Below are 16,522 nucleotides of genomic sequence, written 5' to 3' on the forward strand. Positions count from 1 at the left end.
ACGGGGGCGCGTTCAGGATCTCCCCAGCAGATAGGCGGCGAGGGCCGCACCGGCTCCGAGGCCCCAGAGGAAGGCCTGAACGGTGGCCTTCCGATTGACCACGATCCGTGCCGGGGGAGGGGTCACGGTGCGCTCGATACGATCGGCGGCGAGGCTGAGCGCGCCGGCGACGCGTTCCAGACGGCTTCCGTCCTGCAGCCGTTCGATGGTCGTCGTGGCCTCGGCCAGGATTCGCGCGGTGGTGTCGAACCGGGTGGCGGCCTCCTGGAGGCCGGCCAGGTCGACGCCGCCGAGGGTCCGCGCGGCCTCCGACACCGTGGTCGCGACCTCCCCGTTGATGTTCTCGCCGGCCATTCGGAGCGAGTGGGCGACGTCCTCGTTGATGTTCTCGCCGGCCATCCGGAGTGCGTAGGCGACGTCCTCGTTGATGTTCCGGGCCGCGCCGGCGAGGGTGGCCACGATCTCCGGCGAGATCACGCCGTCGCGGAGCGCCTTGCCGAGCAGGCCGGCCAGCGCGGGCGCGTCCCTGGACATCTTGGCGAGCAGACGCTTGGTCTCCGGATCGACCGCCTGGTGGTGGATCGGGCCGAAGTTGTTGTGGCCGACGAAGACGCCGGAGCCGTGATTGTGCTGCTCCACGGGTTCCTTCCCGGTGGAGTGCGTCACGCCCGTCACCGCGGGCCGGTGAGGGTGATTCCACCGTGGTTGTCGCCTCCGACGAAGACGCCGGAGCCGTGGTTGTGCTGCGCGCCGATGACGCGGGAGGTGGGGCCCGCGGCCAGCGCCTCGACGGCGTCGCGGGCCTCGGGGTGGGTGCCGAGGTGGGCGGCGAAGCGGCCGGCCCAGCGTTCGGCGACGGCGGTCTCGGACTCCCGGCGCTCGGCGAGGGCGGCCCGGTCGTGGTCCAGGGCCGTCAGTGCCTCGGCCCGCCGCTCTTCCGTCCCGTGCCGGAAGATGGCGACGACGCGCGTCCGCAGGGTGTCCGCCTGGTTGTTCAGCAGATAGGCGATGACGTTGCCCGCCGCTCCGGTGGCAATGGCCGTGGCTACTTCGTCGATCATGAGCGGGATCTCCCGGGGCAGGCATCGCGGGCAGGGGTGCGCGCATCGGCGGCAGAACGATGCTGCCGGATCGCTCCCGGCCGTGTGGTGCGGATGCGGAAAATCACCCCGGGGGGCTTGGCGCGGCCGCCGTTGGTGTGCGGTGCGTTGCGGGGTTCCCGCCCGCCCTACGCCGAAAGCGCGCTGCCCTACGCCGAGAGCGCTTCGCCGTCGTCCGGGAGGGCGCAGGCGGCGGCGAGCTCGTCGAGCGAGAGGTCGAGGGCGTAGGCGAGCGCGGCGACCGTGAAGAAGGCCGGGGTGGGGGCGCGGCCGGTCTCGATCTTGCGGAGGGTCTCCGAGGAGATGCCCGCCACCGCCGCGATCTCGACCATGCTGCGCGTGCCGCGGGCCGCGCGGAGCAGTGCGCCGAAGCGCTCGCCGCGCTCGCGTTCCCAGGGGGTCAGCGGAGTCCTCACCATGTGCCGATCCTAGTCCCGCCCGGACCGTGATAGATATACCGGTATAAGAATTGGATTCGAAGTCGAGGGGGCAGTCATGGTGGAGCTCAAGTCGGATGCGGCGCTGGCGGCGATGCGGGAGGCCGGGCGGGTGGTGGCCGACGCGCTGGCGGCCGTGGAGCGGACGGCGGGCGTGGGGGTGAGCCTGCTGGAGCTGGACGAGGTGGCGCGCGGGGTGCTGCGGGAGGCGGGAGCGGTGTCGCCGTTCCTCGGGTACCGGCCGTCGTTCGCTCCGGTGCCGTTCCCGGCGGTGATCTGCGCCTCCGTCAATGACGCGGTGGTGCACGGTATTCCGGACGGGTACCGGCTGCGCGACGGTGACCTGGTCAGCATCGACTGCGGGGCCGTGCTGGACGGCTGGGCGGGCGACGCCGCCGTCAGCTTCACCGTCGGGACGCCCCGTGCGGCGGACGACGCGCTGATCGACGCCACCCGGCGGGCGCTGGCGGCCGGGATCGCCGCGGCCGTGGTCGGGAACCGGACCGGTGACATCGCGCACGCGATCGCCGCCGTCGCGCGCGGAGCCCGCTACGGGCTGCCGGAGGGGTTCGGCGGGCACGGTATCGGGCGCCGGATGCACGAGGACCCGCACGTGCCCAACGAGGGCCGCCCGGGCCGGGGTTACCCGCTCAAGCCGGGGCTGGTGCTCGCCATCGAACCGATGCTGACGGCCGGCGGCCGGGACGACTACCTGACCGACGAGGACGGCTGGACCCTGCGGACCACGGACGGCAGCCGGGCCGCGCACTTCGAGCACACCGTGGCGATCACCGAGCGGGGGCCGCGCATCCTGACCCTTCCGTAGCGCGGCGCCGTCCGGTGGTCCGGTGGTCCGGCGGTTCAGCCGAGCAGCCGCAGCCGGGTCGCGGCCACGCCCAGCCGGATGCTCTGCCCCCAGGTCAGCTCCAGCGCGTCCGTCTCGATGCCGTCGCCGAAGGCGACCAGCCGGTCCGACTCGACGGTCAGCACCAGCTGCCGGCCAGCGTCGAGAAGCCCGTGCACCCGGCTGGTGCCGGTGGCGGGGGACGGCCAGGCCTCGCGGACGAACCAGGCGAGCGCGGGCGCGGCGGCCTCCGGCAGGGCCAGCGGGGCGCCGCGCTCCAGCCAGGCGGAGCGGCACCAGCCGGTGGCGCCCGTGCCGGTACCGACCAGCACGCCGGAGGAGGCCTGCGGCTCGGGCGGGGCGGCCCGCGGCCGGTCGCCCACCGGTCGGCGGCTCGAACTCCGGGCGTCTGTGCCCCCGTCCGGGGCGCCGTCCACCGTCAGCCGGTACCGCGCGGTCTGGTGCCCGGGCTGTCCGACGTACACCTCGTTGAGGGCCAGCAGCCGCTGGGTGTCGTCCGCGACCGCCTCGACCATGGTGCGCTCCTCCAGGTGACGGGCGCCGGTGCGCGCGACGGCGGCCGGCAGCAGGGCGGGCAGCGCGTCGGCTCGGTGGCGGACCAGGACGCCGGGGTTGCGGCCGGGGTCGGCGTCCACGCCGATCACCGGCTGGCCGTCCAGGTACTTGGCGACGTTGGCGACCAGCCCGTCCTGGCCGACCACGACCACCACGTCCTCGGGTTCGAACAGGAAGCGGGGCAGGTCGGTCCGTTCGACCCGGGTGCGCCGCCACTCCAGCGGTACGGCGGCGGCCGCCCGGGCGAGCGCGTCGGCCTGGCGGCGGTGGCGCTCCTCGACCTCGGTCACCGACCGGCCGCGGGCGGAGAGGAAGAACGCGGCCTGGCCGGGTGTGCCGTGGTGGGCCAGGAGTTCCTCGTACTCGGTGCGGCGGTGCACCAGGACGGCCCGGGGTGCGAGGGTCACGGCTCACCCGCGGTGGTGGAGAGCCTGCTGAGCAGCCCGGTGAGCAGGTCCGGGGTGACGGTGACGTTCTCGATCCGGGGCAGGTGCTCGGCCAGCCGCATCAGGGCGAGGGCCCGCAGCACGGCCGGGTCGGCCTGCTGGTGGGCGGTGAGCCAGGCGGCCTCGGAGGTGGCCCGGGCCTCGCCCAGGGCGCGGGCGGCGTCCGCCTCGGCGGTGGCCAGTCTGGTCCGGCGGTCGGCCTCGGCCTCGGCCCGGACGCGGTCGGCGACGGCCTCGTCCTCGGCCTGGAGACGGCTGTTGGCGCCCTGCTGGGTGAGCAGCTGCTTCTCCCGGCGGGCCAGCTCGATCCGGTTGGCGAGTTCGTTCTCGGCGATGCCGCGTTCGTGCTCGACGGCGACGGCGCGCCGCTCGAAGGTGGCCCGGTCGGCCTCCTGCTGGACGAGTTCGCGGGCGGGGGTGCGCAGCGCGCGCTCCACCTCGGGTTCGGGGCGCAGGGCGACCACCCGGACGGCGATCACGGCGAGCCCGGTCTCGGCGATGCGCGGTTCGGCGGCGAGGCCGGCCGCCATCCGGTCGCGGACGGCGCTGACGCCGTCGGCCAGCGCGTCGGCGAGCGGGGTGCGGGCGAGCAGACCGAGGGCGTGCTGCTGGGCGGTCTCGGTGAGCAGGGTGGCGAGTTGGTCGAGCGGGGCGGCGCGCCAGGCGCCGCTGTCGGGGTCGATGCCGAAGTCGACGCGGGCGGCGGCGACGGCCGGCTCGGTGATCCGGTAGGTCAGCGTGGCCTGCACGGTGACGTCCTGGAAGTCGGCGGTGCGGGCGTGGAACAGCATGGCCAGCTCGCGGTCGTCCACCGGCACCTCGGAGAGTGCGGCGGTGAGCGGCCGGAACCAGAAGGCCAGGCCGGCCCCGTCGTGGACGACCTCGCCCCGGTGCAGATGGCGGATGTGGGCGGTCGGGACGGCGCGCAGGTGGCGCAGTCCGAACCGCTTGGTGATGTCGGCCATGGAAGGCTCCTTCCCTTTTCGTCACTGCGACGATATTCCCGTTCCGTTGATCTCGTCAAGGTGACGAAAAGGGGGGATCGGTGGCCGTACCGGCTCCGGCCCCGGCCGGCGTGGGAGGATCGCCGGGTGCTGAGGATGCGAACGAAGACGCGGCGACGGCGCGATCGTGCGGCGGCCCGCACCGCGGCGGCGCTGCTCGCGGCCGCCTGTACGACCGCCGCCGCCCTCGGGGCCTCCGCGCTCGGCGCCCCGCCCGCCCGGGCGGCCGACGGCGCGGCCGGGCAGGCGTTCACCATCGCCGACCCGCGCATCACCGAGTCCAGCGGCCTCGCCGCGAGCCCCACTCACCCCGGCGTCTACTGGACGCACAACGACAGCGACGACGGCCCGTACGTCTACGCGGTCGACTCGCAGGGGCGCACCGTCGCCACCGTCACCCTGCGCGGCATCGAACCGCGCGACGTGGAGGCGATCTCGATCGGCCCGGACGGACGGGTCTACGTCGGGGACATCGGCGACAACCTCGGCGGCAAGTGGCCCGAGGTCTGGATCTACGCCTTCGCCGAGCCCGCCGAGCTGCGCGACCTGACCGTGGACGTGGTCCGCTACCGGGTGCGGTACGAGGACGGCCCGCGCGACGCCGAGGCGCTGATGGTCCACCCGGTCACCGGTCGGGCGTACATCGCGAGCAAGAAGCAGGGCGGCGGCAGCCTCTACCAGGGGCCGGACAAGCTCTCCGCGACCGGGGTCAATACCTTCCGCCGGATCGCCGACGTCCCCTGGGTGACCGACGGCGCGTTCTCCCCGGACGGCAGCCGGCTCGTCCTGCGCGGCTACTTCGCCGCCACCCTGTACCGCTGGCGGGACGGCGCGCCCGCCCAACTCGCCCCGCTCTCCACCCCCTTGCAGCGGCAGGGCGAATCGGTGACCTTCACCGCGGACGGCCGGGCGCTGCTCTACGGCAGCGAGGGCAAGAACAGCCCGGTGTGGCGGTCGCCGCTCGACGACGACCAACTCCCGGACAGCGTCCAGCCGCTGCCCGCCGCGGCGCCGTCCTCCGGTGCGGCCGCGGCGCCGTCCGGGTCCGCGGCCCCGGGTGGCGGGGCCGGGTCCTCCTCCTCGTCCGAGGGGCCGTCGGACCGCACGCTGGGCGTGCTGTTCGTACTCGCCGTGGTGGGGGCCGTGTTCACCCTGCGCAAGAAGCGCCGCGCGGGCTGACGGCCGGGATCGCCGTGGCCGCCCCGGGTGCGGGAGGCCGGTGCCGCCCGGCTGCGGGGCCGGCCGACCCGAAGGGGCGTGGACGAACGGTCCGGTCGCGGCCGGGGTGCCGCCGGGGCCGGGTGTCCGACCGGCTCCGATGAGGTGAATCTGTCGCCGATTTGTGACAAAGCTTGGCCAACACCCGCCCCGTGCAGGGTTTTCGTGGACGTAGTGTTCCGCCTATGTCACGGAAGAGTCGCCGCACCTCCTCCCCGGACCCGGGCGACACCTGGGTCCCGCGTCCCCCGCGCCGCGAGAGTCCGCTCGCCCTGGCGGGCCACGCGGTGAAGTTCCTCGGCTACAGCACGCTGGCCGGGGTGCTGCTGGCAGGCGTGGCCCTGCCGGCGGCCGGCGCGCTCGGGCTGACCGCCAAGAACACCGCGGACAGCTTCGACAGCATCCCGGACGACTTCAAGACCCCGCCGCTCAGCCAGGCCTCGCAGATCTTCGACGCCAAGGGCGGGTTGATCGCCAAGGTCTACGAGCGTGACCGCACCGTCATACCCGCCGACCAGATGTCACCGCTGATACGCCAGGCCCAGGTGGACATCGAGGACGCCCGTTTCTACGAGCACGGCGCGGTCGACCTCAAGGGTGTGCTCCGGGCCGCCACCAAGAACGCCGAGAGCGGCACCGCCGTCCAGGGCGCCTCGACACTGACCCAGCAGTATGTGAAGAACGTCAACGTGGAGAAGGCCGGCGACGACCAGGCCGCCGTGCTGGAGGCCCAGCGCAAGACGCTCGGCCGCAAGATCCAGGAACTCAAGTACGCCATCAAGCTGGAGGAGGACCTGACGAAGGACCAGATCCTCACCAACTACCTGAACATCACCTTCTACGGCCACCAGGCGTACGGCATCCAGGCCGCCTCCCAGCGGTACTTCAGCAAGGACGCCAAGGACCTGACCGTCCCCGAGGCCGCGATGCTCGCGGGCCTGGTGCAGAACCCGTCCCAGTACGACCCCAAGCTGCACCCCGTCGCCGCCCAGAAGCGCCGTGACACCGTCATCGACAAGATGGTGGAGAACAAGCACCTCACCGCCGCGCAGGCCCGGGACGCCAAGGCGGCCCCGCTGGGCCTGGCGTACAAGGACCCGCAGAACGGCTGCATCACCGCCAACGCCGGCATGGGCTTCTTCTGCGACTACGTCCGGCACGTGGTCAAGCAGGACCCGGTGTTCGGCAAGAGCGCCGCGGAGCGCAAGAAGCTGTGGGACCAGGGCGGCCTGAACATCTACACCACCCTCGACCCCGACAAGCAGACCGCCGCCCAGAGCGCCGTCACCAAGAAGGTGTACGTCACCGACCCGGTCTCGGCGGCGATCACGATGGTCGAGCCGGGCAGCGGCAAGATCCTGGCGATGGCCCAGACCCGCCCCTACGGCCTGGACCCGAACAAGAACCAGACCGTCGTCAACTACAACGTCGACGCGGCGATGGGCGGCGGCAACGGCTTCCAGCCGGGCTCCAACTTCAAGCCGATCGTCGCCGCCGCCGCACTGGAGGCGGGCCTGCCGGACACCCAGATCTACCCGTCGCCGAACCGGATGGACTGGCCGACGATGAAGACCTGCGACGGCACCTGGAAGAACCTGGAGAAGGGCAAGAAGGGCGGCTCGATCCCCAACGAGTCGGAGAAGGAGGCCGGGCCGTACGACCTGAAGCAGGCGATGGCCCTCTCGGTCAACACCTACTTCGTCCAGATGGAGCAGGAGATCGGTCTCTGCGCGGTCAAGCAGATGGCCAACAAGCTGGGCGTCGCGACCAAGGCCAGCGGCGATCCGCTCCAGGAGCTGCCGGCCCTGGGCCTCGGCACCCAGGAGGTGAGCCCGCTGGTGATGGCCAACGTCTACGCGACCTTCGCCGCCCGGGGCACCCACTGCGCGCCGGTCGCGATCAACAGGATCACCACGGTCGACGGCAAGGACGTGCCGGTCGTCCCCGAGAAGTGCGACCGGGTGATGACCGAGGACACCGCGGACGTCATCAACACCGTGCTGCTCGGGGTGACCGAGAAGGGCACCGCGCGCGACCTCGGGCTGGACGGTGACCGGCAGATCGCGGGCAAGACCGGTACCACCGACGAGAAGAAGTCGGCCTGGTTCAGCGGCTACACCGCCAACCTCGCCGCCTCGGTCTGGCTCGGCGGCCCGGCCAAGGGCGTGCCGATGAAGAACATCCGGATCGGGGGCAAGTACTACCCGGAGATCTTCGGGGCCACCGGCCCGGGCCCGATCTGGCAGCTGGCGATGAACCAGGCGCTCAGGGGTGTGCCGGAGGAGACCTTCGAGACCGTCTACATCCCCGATCCGCCGCCCAGGCGCGACCCCGCTGCCAGTGGCAGCCCGAGCGGGAGCCCGAGCGGTTCCGGCACCGCGCCGACCGGGCCGGCCGCGCCCACCGGCGGGCGCACGGCGGACCCGGGGCGGCCGCGTTCGACCCAGCCGACGCAGCAGCCCCAGCAGCCCCAACAGACCGCGCCGAACGAGCAGACCGCGCCCGCCCAGCAGGGCGGCGAGGACCACACGGACAGCCCACAGAGCGACGGCTGACCGGACCCGGCCGACGACTGTGCCCCGGACCGCCCTACGGTCCGGGGCACAGCCGTCGACGGGCGCCGAGCGGTCAGTTGACGCCCTTGGCGGCCCAGAAGTCCTGCCGGGCCAGCACGCTGGTGTCCGTCTGGTCGGTGAAGAAGCCGTCCACGCCCAGCTCGTAGAGGTAGCGCGCCCAACCGATCGCGTCGCCGTAGGCGTTCGGGTCGGTGCCGCGGCGGTAGTCCAGCGGCAGGAAGCCGTTCTCGTTGCGCACCGTGTAGGGGTGCAGCAGCAGGTTGGCCGTGTGCGCGTCGCGCACCAGCGTGGTCGGCGGCTGGAGCTTGCCGCTCGCGTCCACCGGCGCGATCAGCTGGGTGGTCGGGCCGATGCCGTGGGCGAAGGAGGCGATCCAGCGCAGCCCCTCCGGGGTGACCAGGTCGGCCACCGTGCGCCGGTCCCCGGCCAGCACGAAGTCGTACGGCTGGGTGGTCGGACCGCCGAGCAACTGGATCCGCGGGTTCTCGACCAGCTTCGACAGCCGCTGCAGGCTGCTCGGCTCGAAGGACTGCAGGATCGCCCGCCCGCGCCGGCCGGCCAGGCCCGCCCGGCGCAGCTCGTCGGCGAGCCGCTCCTCCAGCGGGAGGCCGATCGAGCGGAAGTAGCTCGGGTGCTTGGTCTCCGGGTACAGCCAGACCTCGCGGCCGAGCTCCCGCCCGCGCTTCTTCGCGAAGTCGGCCAGCTCGCGGAAGGTGAGCACCGGCCAGCGGCCGTCGTACAGGGTGTTGCGCTGGCGCTGCTGCGGCAGGCGCTCCTTGGCCCGCAGGGTGCGCAGCTCGGCGAGCGTGAAGTCCTCGGTGAACCAGCCGGTCTGCGGTACGCCGTCGATGGTCTTGGTGGCCTTCCGCCCCGCGAACTCGGGGTGGTCGGCGACGTCGGTGGTCTCCACGATGTTGTTCTCGTGCCGGACCACCAGGTGACCGTCCTTGGTGGGGACGAGGTCCGGCTCGATGACGTCCGCGCCGAGCTCCAGGGCCAGCTCGTAGGAGCCGAGGGTCTCCTCCGGGCGGTAGCCGGGCGCGCCGCGGTGGCCGATGACCAGCGGGTGCGGCAGCCGGTCCAGGCCGGTTCCGGTGCGGACCGGGGAGCGGGTACCGGCCGGCGCCGCGGCGCTGCCGCGCTCGTCGGCGGCGTCGGGCTGGTCACCGGCCGGGGCCGCGAGCGCCTCGCCGCCGGTGGCGGCGAACGCGGCCGCGCCCAGGCCGGCGGCACCGGTCGCGCGCAGGAACCGGCGGCGCGAGGACGCCGGGTCCCGGACGGGCTCGGCCGGGGTGCTGCCGTCGAGCGGACGGTACGTCATGGGTGCTCCTAGCTCGCACTGATGGCGGGGCGGTGGTGGTCGTCGCCCGCAGACTAGGAGCAGTGGCGCCCGGCCGGGTGGCCTTCGAGCGAACTGCGGGAGAAGTTCCGCCGCGCGTCGGGGCCCGACGCCTTGACCGACGGTTCCTCCGCTCCGGCGCGGTCAGTGGCTGTGCTTGGCGGCGGCCTTCCCGGCCTCGGCCTTCGCGCGCACCTCCACGGCCTTGGGAGAGTCGCCGTACCACCACCAGGTGTAGCCGGCGATCGCCAGGTTCAAGGCTATGAATCCGAGGAACAATGGGGTGGTCGCGAGGTGGCCACCGCGGGCGTGGCTGTACAGCGCGCAGGCGCCGAGTACGATCGCGCCCTTGAGCAGGGCCGTCAGCGTCTTCTTGGTGCGGAGGTTCACAGCGCGCACCTTATGGCCTGGCCGAGATGCTGACCAAGCGTCACCAGATCCTGGGAAAGGCTCACTGACCTGCGAGATCGAGCGTGGGCCGGCCGCCCCGCCCAGCCCGAGCCGCTGATCCACGACACCGGATCGGCAGGCCCCGACCGCTGCGCCCGGGACACGGTCCTCAGCGCGTCCGACAACGCCGGTCCTCAAGACCCGACCGCGTCTTGAGGACCGACGTCACGCCCGGCCCCGGAATCGCCGAGGGCGTCCCTCCGGGGCCGCGCCGGCTTGTCGCCGGTTCGGGTTCGTGTCCGGCGGCCGGGTCAGCCCGCGGCCTGGCAGAGCGCGTAGGACTTCTCGGCGTGCAGCATCGACTCCAGCTCGGGGTAGCCCTGCGTGCGGTAGCTGTAGTAGGCCACGGTGTACTCGACATCGCACCGGCTGGCGGCCGACTGCTGTTCGACGGGCTGGTCCACCACCGCGAGCGGCCCGTGGGCCGAGAGGTCGACGGTGGTGGCCTGGGCGGCCCCCGCCCCGCCGACCAGGGCGGCGGCGGCGAGGAGGGCGGCGGTGAGCGGGCGGGACAGGCGGTTCATCAACGTCTGGTCCTTCCGGAGGGATCGGTGGTGCACCGATTCTGCTCCGCCGGGTGATCACGGTCCTATCCCAGAAGGGTGGGGGGAGACGGCTGCCACGCGCCCGGCCGCGGCCGGCTGAGTACCGGTACTCATGCGTCCGCCGGGCGCCCGGCGGAGGATGGGGCCATGCCGCACACCGCCCTCGGCGTCCCCCCGGTGCTCTGGCCCGCCGCCGGGTACCTCGCGCTCTACCTGCCGCTCGCCCTCGCCGCGGCCCGCGAGCTACGGGCCCCGGCCGGCCCGGCCCGCGCCCGCCGGCAGTGGGCGGTGGCGCTCTGGACGATGCCGGGCTACTTCCCCGCGATCGTCCTCGGCCCGCTGCGCGAGGGCACGGCGGCCCGGTTCCTCTGCGCCACGGCGGCGGGCGCGGCCGGCAACGCGGCCCTGCTCACCCTCACCGCCCACGCGGCCGGGCTGGGCTGACGGCACCGCGGTTCCGTTCCTCGGCCCGCGCCCCCGGCTCCGCGCCCCCGCTCAGAGTTCGGCGAGCAGCATCCGGCCCTCCGGCCAGTCGCCCAGCCCCGAGTCGGAGTTGAGGTGCCCGTAGGCGCCGGGCTCCACGTACCGGGCACCCCAAGCCTCGGCGAAGCCGCGGGCCCGCTCCGGGGTGACCCAGGGGTCGTCGGTGCTGGAGACCACCAACGAGGGGAAGGGCAGGCGCTCCCGGGTCACCGGACGGAAGCCCAGCAGCGCCGGGACGTCGGCGGTGTCGATGTCGGCGGGGGCGACCAGCAGCGCGCCCCGGACGGCGGTGGCCCGCCCGGCGGGGGCCGAGGCCGCCCAGCGGGCGACCGTGACGCAGCCGAGGCTGTGCGCGACCAGGACCACCGGTCCTTCGGCGGCCGCGGCGGCGATCGCGGCGTCCAGGGCGGCCACCCAGGCAGCCGGCTCCGGGAAGTCCCAGTTCTCCTGCCGGACACGCCGGAAGGCCGCCGGGTCCGCCTCCTCCCACCGGGTCTGCCAGTGTGCGGGCCCCGAGCCCTGGTAGCCGGGGAGGACGAGGTAGCTGGTGCGGTCCGGCATCGTGCGGACTCCCTTCGGGGGGCTGGCCTGGGTACCAGGGAGTCTAGGCGCCGTGCCGCAGAGGGATCGAAGGCCCCGGAGACCGCGCGTACGACGGTCTGCCGGCGCGTGTCGCCGCGTGTGCGCCGGATGTGCGACCGGTGCGCCCTGTTGCGTCGGCGCGGCCCGGTGCGGGAGGTTGTTCCCGGCCCGGCCCGGTCGCCACCGGCGCGGGCCCGCACCATGTCTGACGGTCGATCATGTGGAGGGATGTCGGCGATGACATCGAAGATCCTGCTCGTCACCGGTGATGCCGCGGAGTCACTGGAGGTGTTCTACCCCTACCAGCGGCTGCTGGAGGAGGGCTACGGGGTGGACATCGCGGCACCGGCCAAGAAGCGGCTCCAGTTCGTGGTCCACGACTTCGTCGACGGCTACGACACCTACACCGAGAAGCCCGGCTACACCTGGCCCGCCGACCTCGCCCTCGCGGACGTGGACCCGGCCGCGTACGTCGCACTGGTCATCCCCGGCGGCCGCGCTCCCGAGTACCTGCGGAACAACGCCGACGTGAAGCGGATCGTCCAGCACTTCTTCGAGGCCGACAAGCCGGTGGCGCAGATCTGCCACGGCCCGTTGATCACCGCCGCCGCCGGGGTGCTCGGCGGCCGCCGCAGCGCCGCCTACCCGGCGCTGGAGCCGGACGTGGCCGCCGCGGGCGCCGAGTACGTGGACGGCGAGGCGGTCGTCGACGGTGTGGTCGTCTCGGCGCGGGCCTGGCCCGACCACCCGGCGTGGATCCGGGCGTTCATCGAGGTGCTGCGGGTCAAGGCCCCGCTGGCCTGAGCCCGCCGCCCGGGGCGCGCCCCTGACTCCGGTCGCGGGCCCACCCCGGGATCCCTCGGGGTTCTGTTCGACCTGAGGTGGAGCGACACGCCCGAGGAGGATCGCACCAGGGGCGGAGAGGCTCCGGACCTGAGGGTGATGCCCGTGCCGGTACCCGCTGCCAGAGTGTCAGGCAACAGGACCAGGGCGGCTGTTGTGGGGACCCGCCCGTTCGGGACACGGGAGGGTGACGGCATGGCGGGGACGACGAGGGATCAGGCGGGCCGGGTGGGGCCGGTGGGCCCGGTGGGCCGGCCGGGCGGGGTTCGGTGGCGACGGGGCCTGGCCGCGAGGGCGGTGGCGGTCGCGCTCGCGGGCGCCGGTCTGGTGGGTGTGCTCGCTCCGGTCGCGGGTGCCCAGGGCGCGGTGTCCGGGGCCGGTCGGCAGGCTGCCGGCGAGAGAGTGGTGGTCGGGGTCGCCGACGGCCGGGCCGACCGGGCGGCGCTGAACGCGGCCGTGCGCGCGATGGTGGACCAGGGCGGCGCCTCGGCCGCGCTGGGGCTGGTCGCCGAGCGCGGGCGCCCGGCGTGGAAGGGCGCGGCCGGTACCGCCGACTTCGCCACCGGGGCCCCGGCCTCCGCCGACGGCCGGTTCCGGATCGGCAGTGTCACCAAGACCTTCGTCGCGACGGTGGCCCTCCAACTGGTCGCCGAGCACCGGATCGGCCTGGACGACCCGGTGGAGACCCGGCTGCCCGGCGTGGTGCCGAACGGCCGGCAGATCACCGTCCGCCAACTGCTGAACCACACCAGCGGCCTGTTCAACTACACCGAGGACGCCTCCTTCTCCTTCGAGGAGGATCCCGTCGCCCTGCGGCAGTGGCTCGACACCGGCCGCTGGCGGTCGTACGCGCCGCGAGAGCTCGTCGACCTCGCCGCCGCGCACCCGCCGTACTTCGCCCCCGGGCAGGGCTGGCACTACTCCAACACCAACTACATCGTGGTCGGGATGCTGATCGAGCGGATCACCGGCCGCAGTTGGGCCGACGAGGTGCAGCGGAGGATCATCCGCCCGCTCGGTCTGACCGGCACCTCGATGCCGCTCAACTCGGCCTCCGTGCCCGGCCCGCACGCGCACGGCTACTACAAGCTCCCCGACGGCCCGGCGGACGTCACCCTGCTCAACCCGAGCATGGCCGGTTCGGCGGGGGCCGGCATCTCCACCACCACCGACCTCACCCGCTTCATCTCCGCCCTGCTCGGCGGCCGGTTGCTCGCCCCGGCCGAACTGGCCGAGATGAAGCGGACCACCCCGCAGAGCGGGTCCAACGAGTACGGCCTCGGCCTCCAGCGGACACCGACGGCCTGCGGCGAGTACTGGGGCCACGGTGGCGGAATCCCCGGCTACACCACGCTGATGTACGGCGCCCCGGACGGGCGGCGCCAGTTCGCGGCCTCGGTGAACCCGTACGACCTGTCCGACCTGCCGGCGGCCAACGCCGGGTTCGAGGCCCTGCTCGCCGCCGGGCTCTGCGACACCCGGCCGCCGGCCCCGCCCGCGGTCGCGGGCACCTCCTCCACAGCCGGCCGGTCCGCCGACGGGCCGCTCCGCTGACGGGCCCGACCCCCGGTGCCGGTCGCCGGCGCGGACGGTCGACCCGTGCGGGGTGCGGCGGACGGTCCGCGGGCGCCCGGCGGGGGTGCCCGGAGGTGCCGGGGCCCTGAGGTGCCATCATGACCGGCACATGACGGGCAAGCCTGGCCAAGGAGGACGAGACATGGCAGAGCCGCTGATCGCCGCAGTCGGGGGTCGGGAGCCCGACCTCGACCCGACGGCCTTCGTCGCGCCCAACGCGGTCGTGGTGGGGTCGGTCACGGTCGGTGCCGGAGCGAGCGTCTGGTACGGCGCGGTGATCCGCGGTGATGCCGAGTCGATCACGGTCGGCGCGGGCAGCAACATCCAGGACAACTGCACCCTGCACGCGGACCTGGGCTTCCCCCTGGTGATCGGTGAGCGGATCTCGGTCGGCCACAACGCCGTCCTGCACGGCTGTGTGATCGAGGACGACGTCCTGGTCGGGATGAACGCCACGGTGCTGAACGGGGCCCGGATCGGGGCCGGTTCGCTGGTGGCGGCCGGGGCCGTCGTGCCGCAGGGCATGCGGGTGCCGCCGGGTTCCCTGGTCGCCGGGGTCCCGGCCAAGGTCCGGCGCGAGCTGACCGAGGAGGAGCGGGCCGGGATCACCTTCAACGGCGAGGGCTACCGGCTGCTGGCCGACAGCCACCGGGAGATCGAGCCGGTGGAGCGCCGGACGGCGTAGCGCGCGTCCGCCGTCGCCGCTCGCCACGGGGTGCCCGTCGGTGCGCCCCGTCCGAGGTCCGGACTCCTGGTCCACGGGCGGGGCGCACCGGTTCAGCGGGCGGTCAGCACTCGGGGACGGTCGGGACGTGGAAGTTCCAGTTGCCGTCGGTGTAGGCGCCGTACACGTAGGCGGTCCCGTACCAGTAGCCGTAGCCGGCGGAGTACACCTCCGACACCTTGTACCAGACGTTGCCCTGGTTGTTGATGTTCTCGCCCCGGGTCCAGCACCGCATGTCGACCGCGTCCTGGCGCCCCGCGACCGAGTACAGGTCGCCGGTGGTCTTGGCCGCCCACGAGTACGGCTGGGAGTAGACGCCCACCCCGTTGCCGCTCGGGTGGTTGTTGAGGTAGTACCACCCGACGGCGGACGCGTCGCCGGTCGACAGGCCGACCCCGCCCACCGCCAGTGCCAGCACGGCCGCCGTGCTCGCCCCGCGCCGCCCGAGCTTGCCGAGGATGCCCTTGCCCATCGCGATTCTCCCTGTCCGATCGAGCTCCAGGCCGCCCCGTCGCCCGGGGCGGCGAGGACAGCTGACCCGACCGTCCGGGGTGTTCGACAGCGTCTGACGGAAACTGACAACAGCTGACACCAGCCCGTGTCCAGGCCGAACGCCCCAGTCCTCGTCCGGGAATCGACCGACCACGTATCTTCCCCGTCACTCGCCGCTATGATCCGTACGCGACAAGCGACAGTGGTCGCCGAAGGATCTGACATCTGACAACGGGGGGCACCGTGACGGAGCAGAAGTCGAAACCGGAGGGGGCGGCGCAGGCGCCGACCGCGGCCGAGTGTCTCGCCGCCGAGCTGCGGCAGCTGCGGTTGGACGCGGGCCGGCCCTCGTTCCGCATCATGGCGAGGACGGCCGGGTGCATCTCGCACACCACGCTGTACGAGGCGGCTTCCGGTTCACGGCTGCCCTCCTGGCCCACGACCAGGGCGTTCGTCCGGGCCTGCGGCGGTGACGAGGCCCAGTGGCACCGCCGGTGGAACGCCGCGGTCGGCGCGGAGCCCACGGCCCCCGTTCCGGTCCCGGCGCCGCTCCCCGCACCGCTGCCCGCGGCTGTCCCCGTGCCGGCCCCGCAGCCGGTCGAGCCGCTGCCCGCACCGCCCCGGGGCGGCGGCCGGCTCCGGGCCTACGCGCTCACCCTGCTGGTCGGTGTGGTGCTCGGCATCGGCGGCACGCTCGGCCTGCTCGCCGTCCGCGCGCCGGCCGCCCACTCCGCCGACGCGTCCACCTGTCCGGCCGAGGAGGAGACCTCGCGCCCTGCCACGGGCACCCCGCCGCCGTCGGGGCACGCCGGTAGCGACGCCCCGTCCTGGATCTCCCGGACCGCCTCCGACCAGCAGGCGGGCTCCAGCACCGAGGCCGTGCTGCCCGTGCTCGCCCCGGTCACCCAGGGGGACGCCCTGGTCGTCACGATGATGCTCACCGGTACCTGCGCCGGGGCGGTCACGGTCACCGACACCCGGGGGGACCGCTTCCAGATCATCGAGGACGTCACGGACGCGCTGCGGCACCGGGTGCTCCTGCTGACCGCTCTCGGCGCCTCCGCGCTGACCACCGCCGACTCGATCCGGGTGACCTACCCGCGCGCGAGTACGTACCACGTCGCCGTGGACGAGTTCCGCGGCGTCTCCGCCGTCCGGTCCGCCGAGGGCACCCCGGGGGACACCGGCGGGGACACCGCCGTCACCACCGCCGGGTCACGGCCCGCCCCCCGGTGACCTCCTGGCCGGCACGGGCGGCGGCCGCACCGGCGCCGCCCGTGCCGGTGCG

General features: G+C 73.8%; 18 protein-coding genes. 8 read left to right on the forward strand and 10 right to left on the reverse strand.

Features of this window, described 5'->3' with window-relative positions; genetic code table 11:
* Positions 1-12 precede the first annotated feature (12 nt).
* The 3 genes from ACIQTO_RS19665 to ACIQTO_RS19675 all read right to left on the reverse strand — a co-directional run bounded on the left by ACIQTO_RS19665 (position 13) and on the right by ACIQTO_RS19675 (position 1,519).
* Positions 13-639 carry a hypothetical protein gene (locus ACIQTO_RS19665; protein WP_402389342.1) on the reverse strand — a complete coding sequence of 209 codons (627 nt, stop codon included), beginning with the start codon at positions 637-639 and terminating at the stop codon, positions 13-15.
* A gap of 32 nt (positions 640-671) precedes the next feature.
* Complete coding sequence (locus ACIQTO_RS19670) at positions 672-1,061, reverse strand: hypothetical protein (RefSeq protein ID WP_402389345.1); 390 nt, start codon at positions 1,059-1,061, stop codon at positions 672-674.
* A 188-nt stretch (positions 1,062-1,249) separates the two neighbouring features.
* Positions 1,250-1,519 carry a helix-turn-helix domain-containing protein gene (locus ACIQTO_RS19675; protein WP_402389348.1) on the reverse strand — a complete coding sequence of 90 codons (270 nt, stop codon included), beginning with the start codon at positions 1,517-1,519 and terminating at the stop codon, positions 1,250-1,252.
* Between the two features lie 76 nt (positions 1,520-1,595).
* Between ACIQTO_RS19675 and map the strand changes: the two genes are divergently transcribed.
* Complete coding sequence (map, locus tag ACIQTO_RS19680) at positions 1,596-2,363, forward strand: type I methionyl aminopeptidase (RefSeq protein WP_402389351.1); 768 nt, start codon at positions 1,596-1,598, stop codon at positions 2,361-2,363.
* 35 nt (positions 2,364-2,398) lie between these two features.
* On the opposite strand, the gene ACIQTO_RS19685 is transcribed toward map, so the two are convergent.
* A complete protein-coding gene (locus tag ACIQTO_RS19685) occupies positions 2,399-3,364 on the reverse strand; it encodes a hypothetical protein (RefSeq protein WP_402389353.1) in 966 nt (321 codons plus the stop codon).
* Complete coding sequence (locus ACIQTO_RS19690) at positions 3,361-4,368, reverse strand: SPFH domain-containing protein (protein WP_402389356.1); 1,008 nt, start codon at positions 4,366-4,368, stop codon at positions 3,361-3,363. The genes ACIQTO_RS19685 and ACIQTO_RS19690 overlap by 4 nt, the downstream gene beginning before the upstream one ends.
* A gap of 135 nt (positions 4,369-4,503) precedes the next feature.
* Here ACIQTO_RS19690 and ACIQTO_RS19695 point away from each other — a divergent pair, with 135 nt between their 5' ends.
* Together ACIQTO_RS19695 and ACIQTO_RS19700 are read left to right on the forward strand one after the other, a co-directional pair.
* Positions 4,504-5,586, forward strand: a complete 1,083-nt coding sequence (locus ACIQTO_RS19695; protein ID WP_402389359.1) for a hypothetical protein — start codon at positions 4,504-4,506, stop codon at positions 5,584-5,586.
* A gap of 224 nt (positions 5,587-5,810) precedes the next feature.
* Positions 5,811-8,180, forward strand: coding sequence for a transglycosylase domain-containing protein (locus ACIQTO_RS19700; RefSeq protein ID WP_402389362.1), 2,370 nt, complete (start codon positions 5,811-5,813; stop codon positions 8,178-8,180).
* Positions 8,181-8,253: 73 nt separating this feature from the next.
* Here ACIQTO_RS19700 and ACIQTO_RS19705 read toward each other — a convergent pair whose 3' ends face one another.
* The 3 genes from ACIQTO_RS19705 to ACIQTO_RS19715 form a co-directional block, all read right to left on the reverse strand.
* A complete protein-coding gene (locus tag ACIQTO_RS19705) occupies positions 8,254-9,522 on the reverse strand; it encodes a glycerophosphodiester phosphodiesterase (RefSeq protein WP_402389364.1) in 1,269 nt (422 codons plus the stop codon).
* A 162-nt stretch (positions 9,523-9,684) separates the two neighbouring features.
* A complete protein-coding gene (locus tag ACIQTO_RS19710; RefSeq protein WP_402389367.1) occupies positions 9,685-9,930 on the reverse strand; it encodes a hypothetical protein in 246 nt (81 codons plus the stop codon).
* A gap of 311 nt (positions 9,931-10,241) precedes the next feature.
* A complete protein-coding gene (locus tag ACIQTO_RS19715; RefSeq protein ID WP_402389370.1) occupies positions 10,242-10,514 on the reverse strand; it encodes a hypothetical protein in 273 nt (90 codons plus the stop codon).
* Between the two features lie 168 nt (positions 10,515-10,682).
* Between ACIQTO_RS19715 and ACIQTO_RS19720 the strand changes: the two genes are divergently transcribed.
* On the forward strand, positions 10,683-10,979 hold the full coding sequence (locus ACIQTO_RS19720; protein WP_402389373.1) for a hypothetical protein: 297 nt from the start codon (positions 10,683-10,685) through the stop codon (positions 10,977-10,979).
* 51 nt (positions 10,980-11,030) lie between these two features.
* Here ACIQTO_RS19720 and ACIQTO_RS19725 read toward each other — a convergent pair whose 3' ends face one another.
* A complete protein-coding gene (locus ACIQTO_RS19725; protein WP_402389376.1) occupies positions 11,031-11,579 on the reverse strand; it encodes an RBBP9/YdeN family alpha/beta hydrolase in 549 nt (182 codons plus the stop codon).
* A 258-nt stretch (positions 11,580-11,837) separates the two neighbouring features.
* On the opposite strand from ACIQTO_RS19725, the gene ACIQTO_RS19730 reads away from it, so the two are divergent.
* The 3 genes from ACIQTO_RS19730 (at position 11,838) to ACIQTO_RS19740 (ending at position 14,703) form a co-directional block, all read left to right on the forward strand.
* Positions 11,838-12,404: a DJ-1/PfpI family protein gene (locus ACIQTO_RS19730; RefSeq protein WP_402389379.1), complete on the forward strand. Its 567-nt coding sequence runs from the start codon at positions 11,838-11,840 to the stop codon at positions 12,402-12,404.
* Positions 12,405-12,740: 336 nt separating this feature from the next.
* On the forward strand, positions 12,741-13,997 hold the full coding sequence (locus ACIQTO_RS19735) for a serine hydrolase domain-containing protein (protein WP_402389382.1): 1,257 nt from the start codon (positions 12,741-12,743) through the stop codon (positions 13,995-13,997).
* Between the two features lie 163 nt (positions 13,998-14,160).
* Entirely contained in the window at positions 14,161-14,703 is a 543-nt protein-coding gene (locus ACIQTO_RS19740; RefSeq protein ID WP_402389385.1) for a gamma carbonic anhydrase family protein, read from the forward strand.
* A 103-nt stretch (positions 14,704-14,806) separates the two neighbouring features.
* Here ACIQTO_RS19740 and ACIQTO_RS19745 read toward each other — a convergent pair whose 3' ends face one another.
* Complete coding sequence (locus tag ACIQTO_RS19745; RefSeq protein WP_402389388.1) at positions 14,807-15,214, reverse strand: hypothetical protein; 408 nt, start codon at positions 15,212-15,214, stop codon at positions 14,807-14,809.
* 263 nt (positions 15,215-15,477) lie between these two features.
* On the opposite strand from ACIQTO_RS19745, the gene ACIQTO_RS19750 reads away from it, so the two are divergent.
* Positions 15,478-16,470: a helix-turn-helix domain-containing protein gene (locus ACIQTO_RS19750; RefSeq protein ID WP_402389390.1), complete on the forward strand. Its 993-nt coding sequence runs from the start codon at positions 15,478-15,480 to the stop codon at positions 16,468-16,470.
* The last annotated feature ends 52 nt before the right edge of the window (positions 16,471-16,522 follow it).

The organism is Kitasatospora sp. NPDC091207, from assembly GCF_044768625.1.
In the GTDB taxonomy this organism is placed as follows: Bacteria; Actinomycetota; Actinomycetes; order Streptomycetales; family Streptomycetaceae; genus Kitasatospora.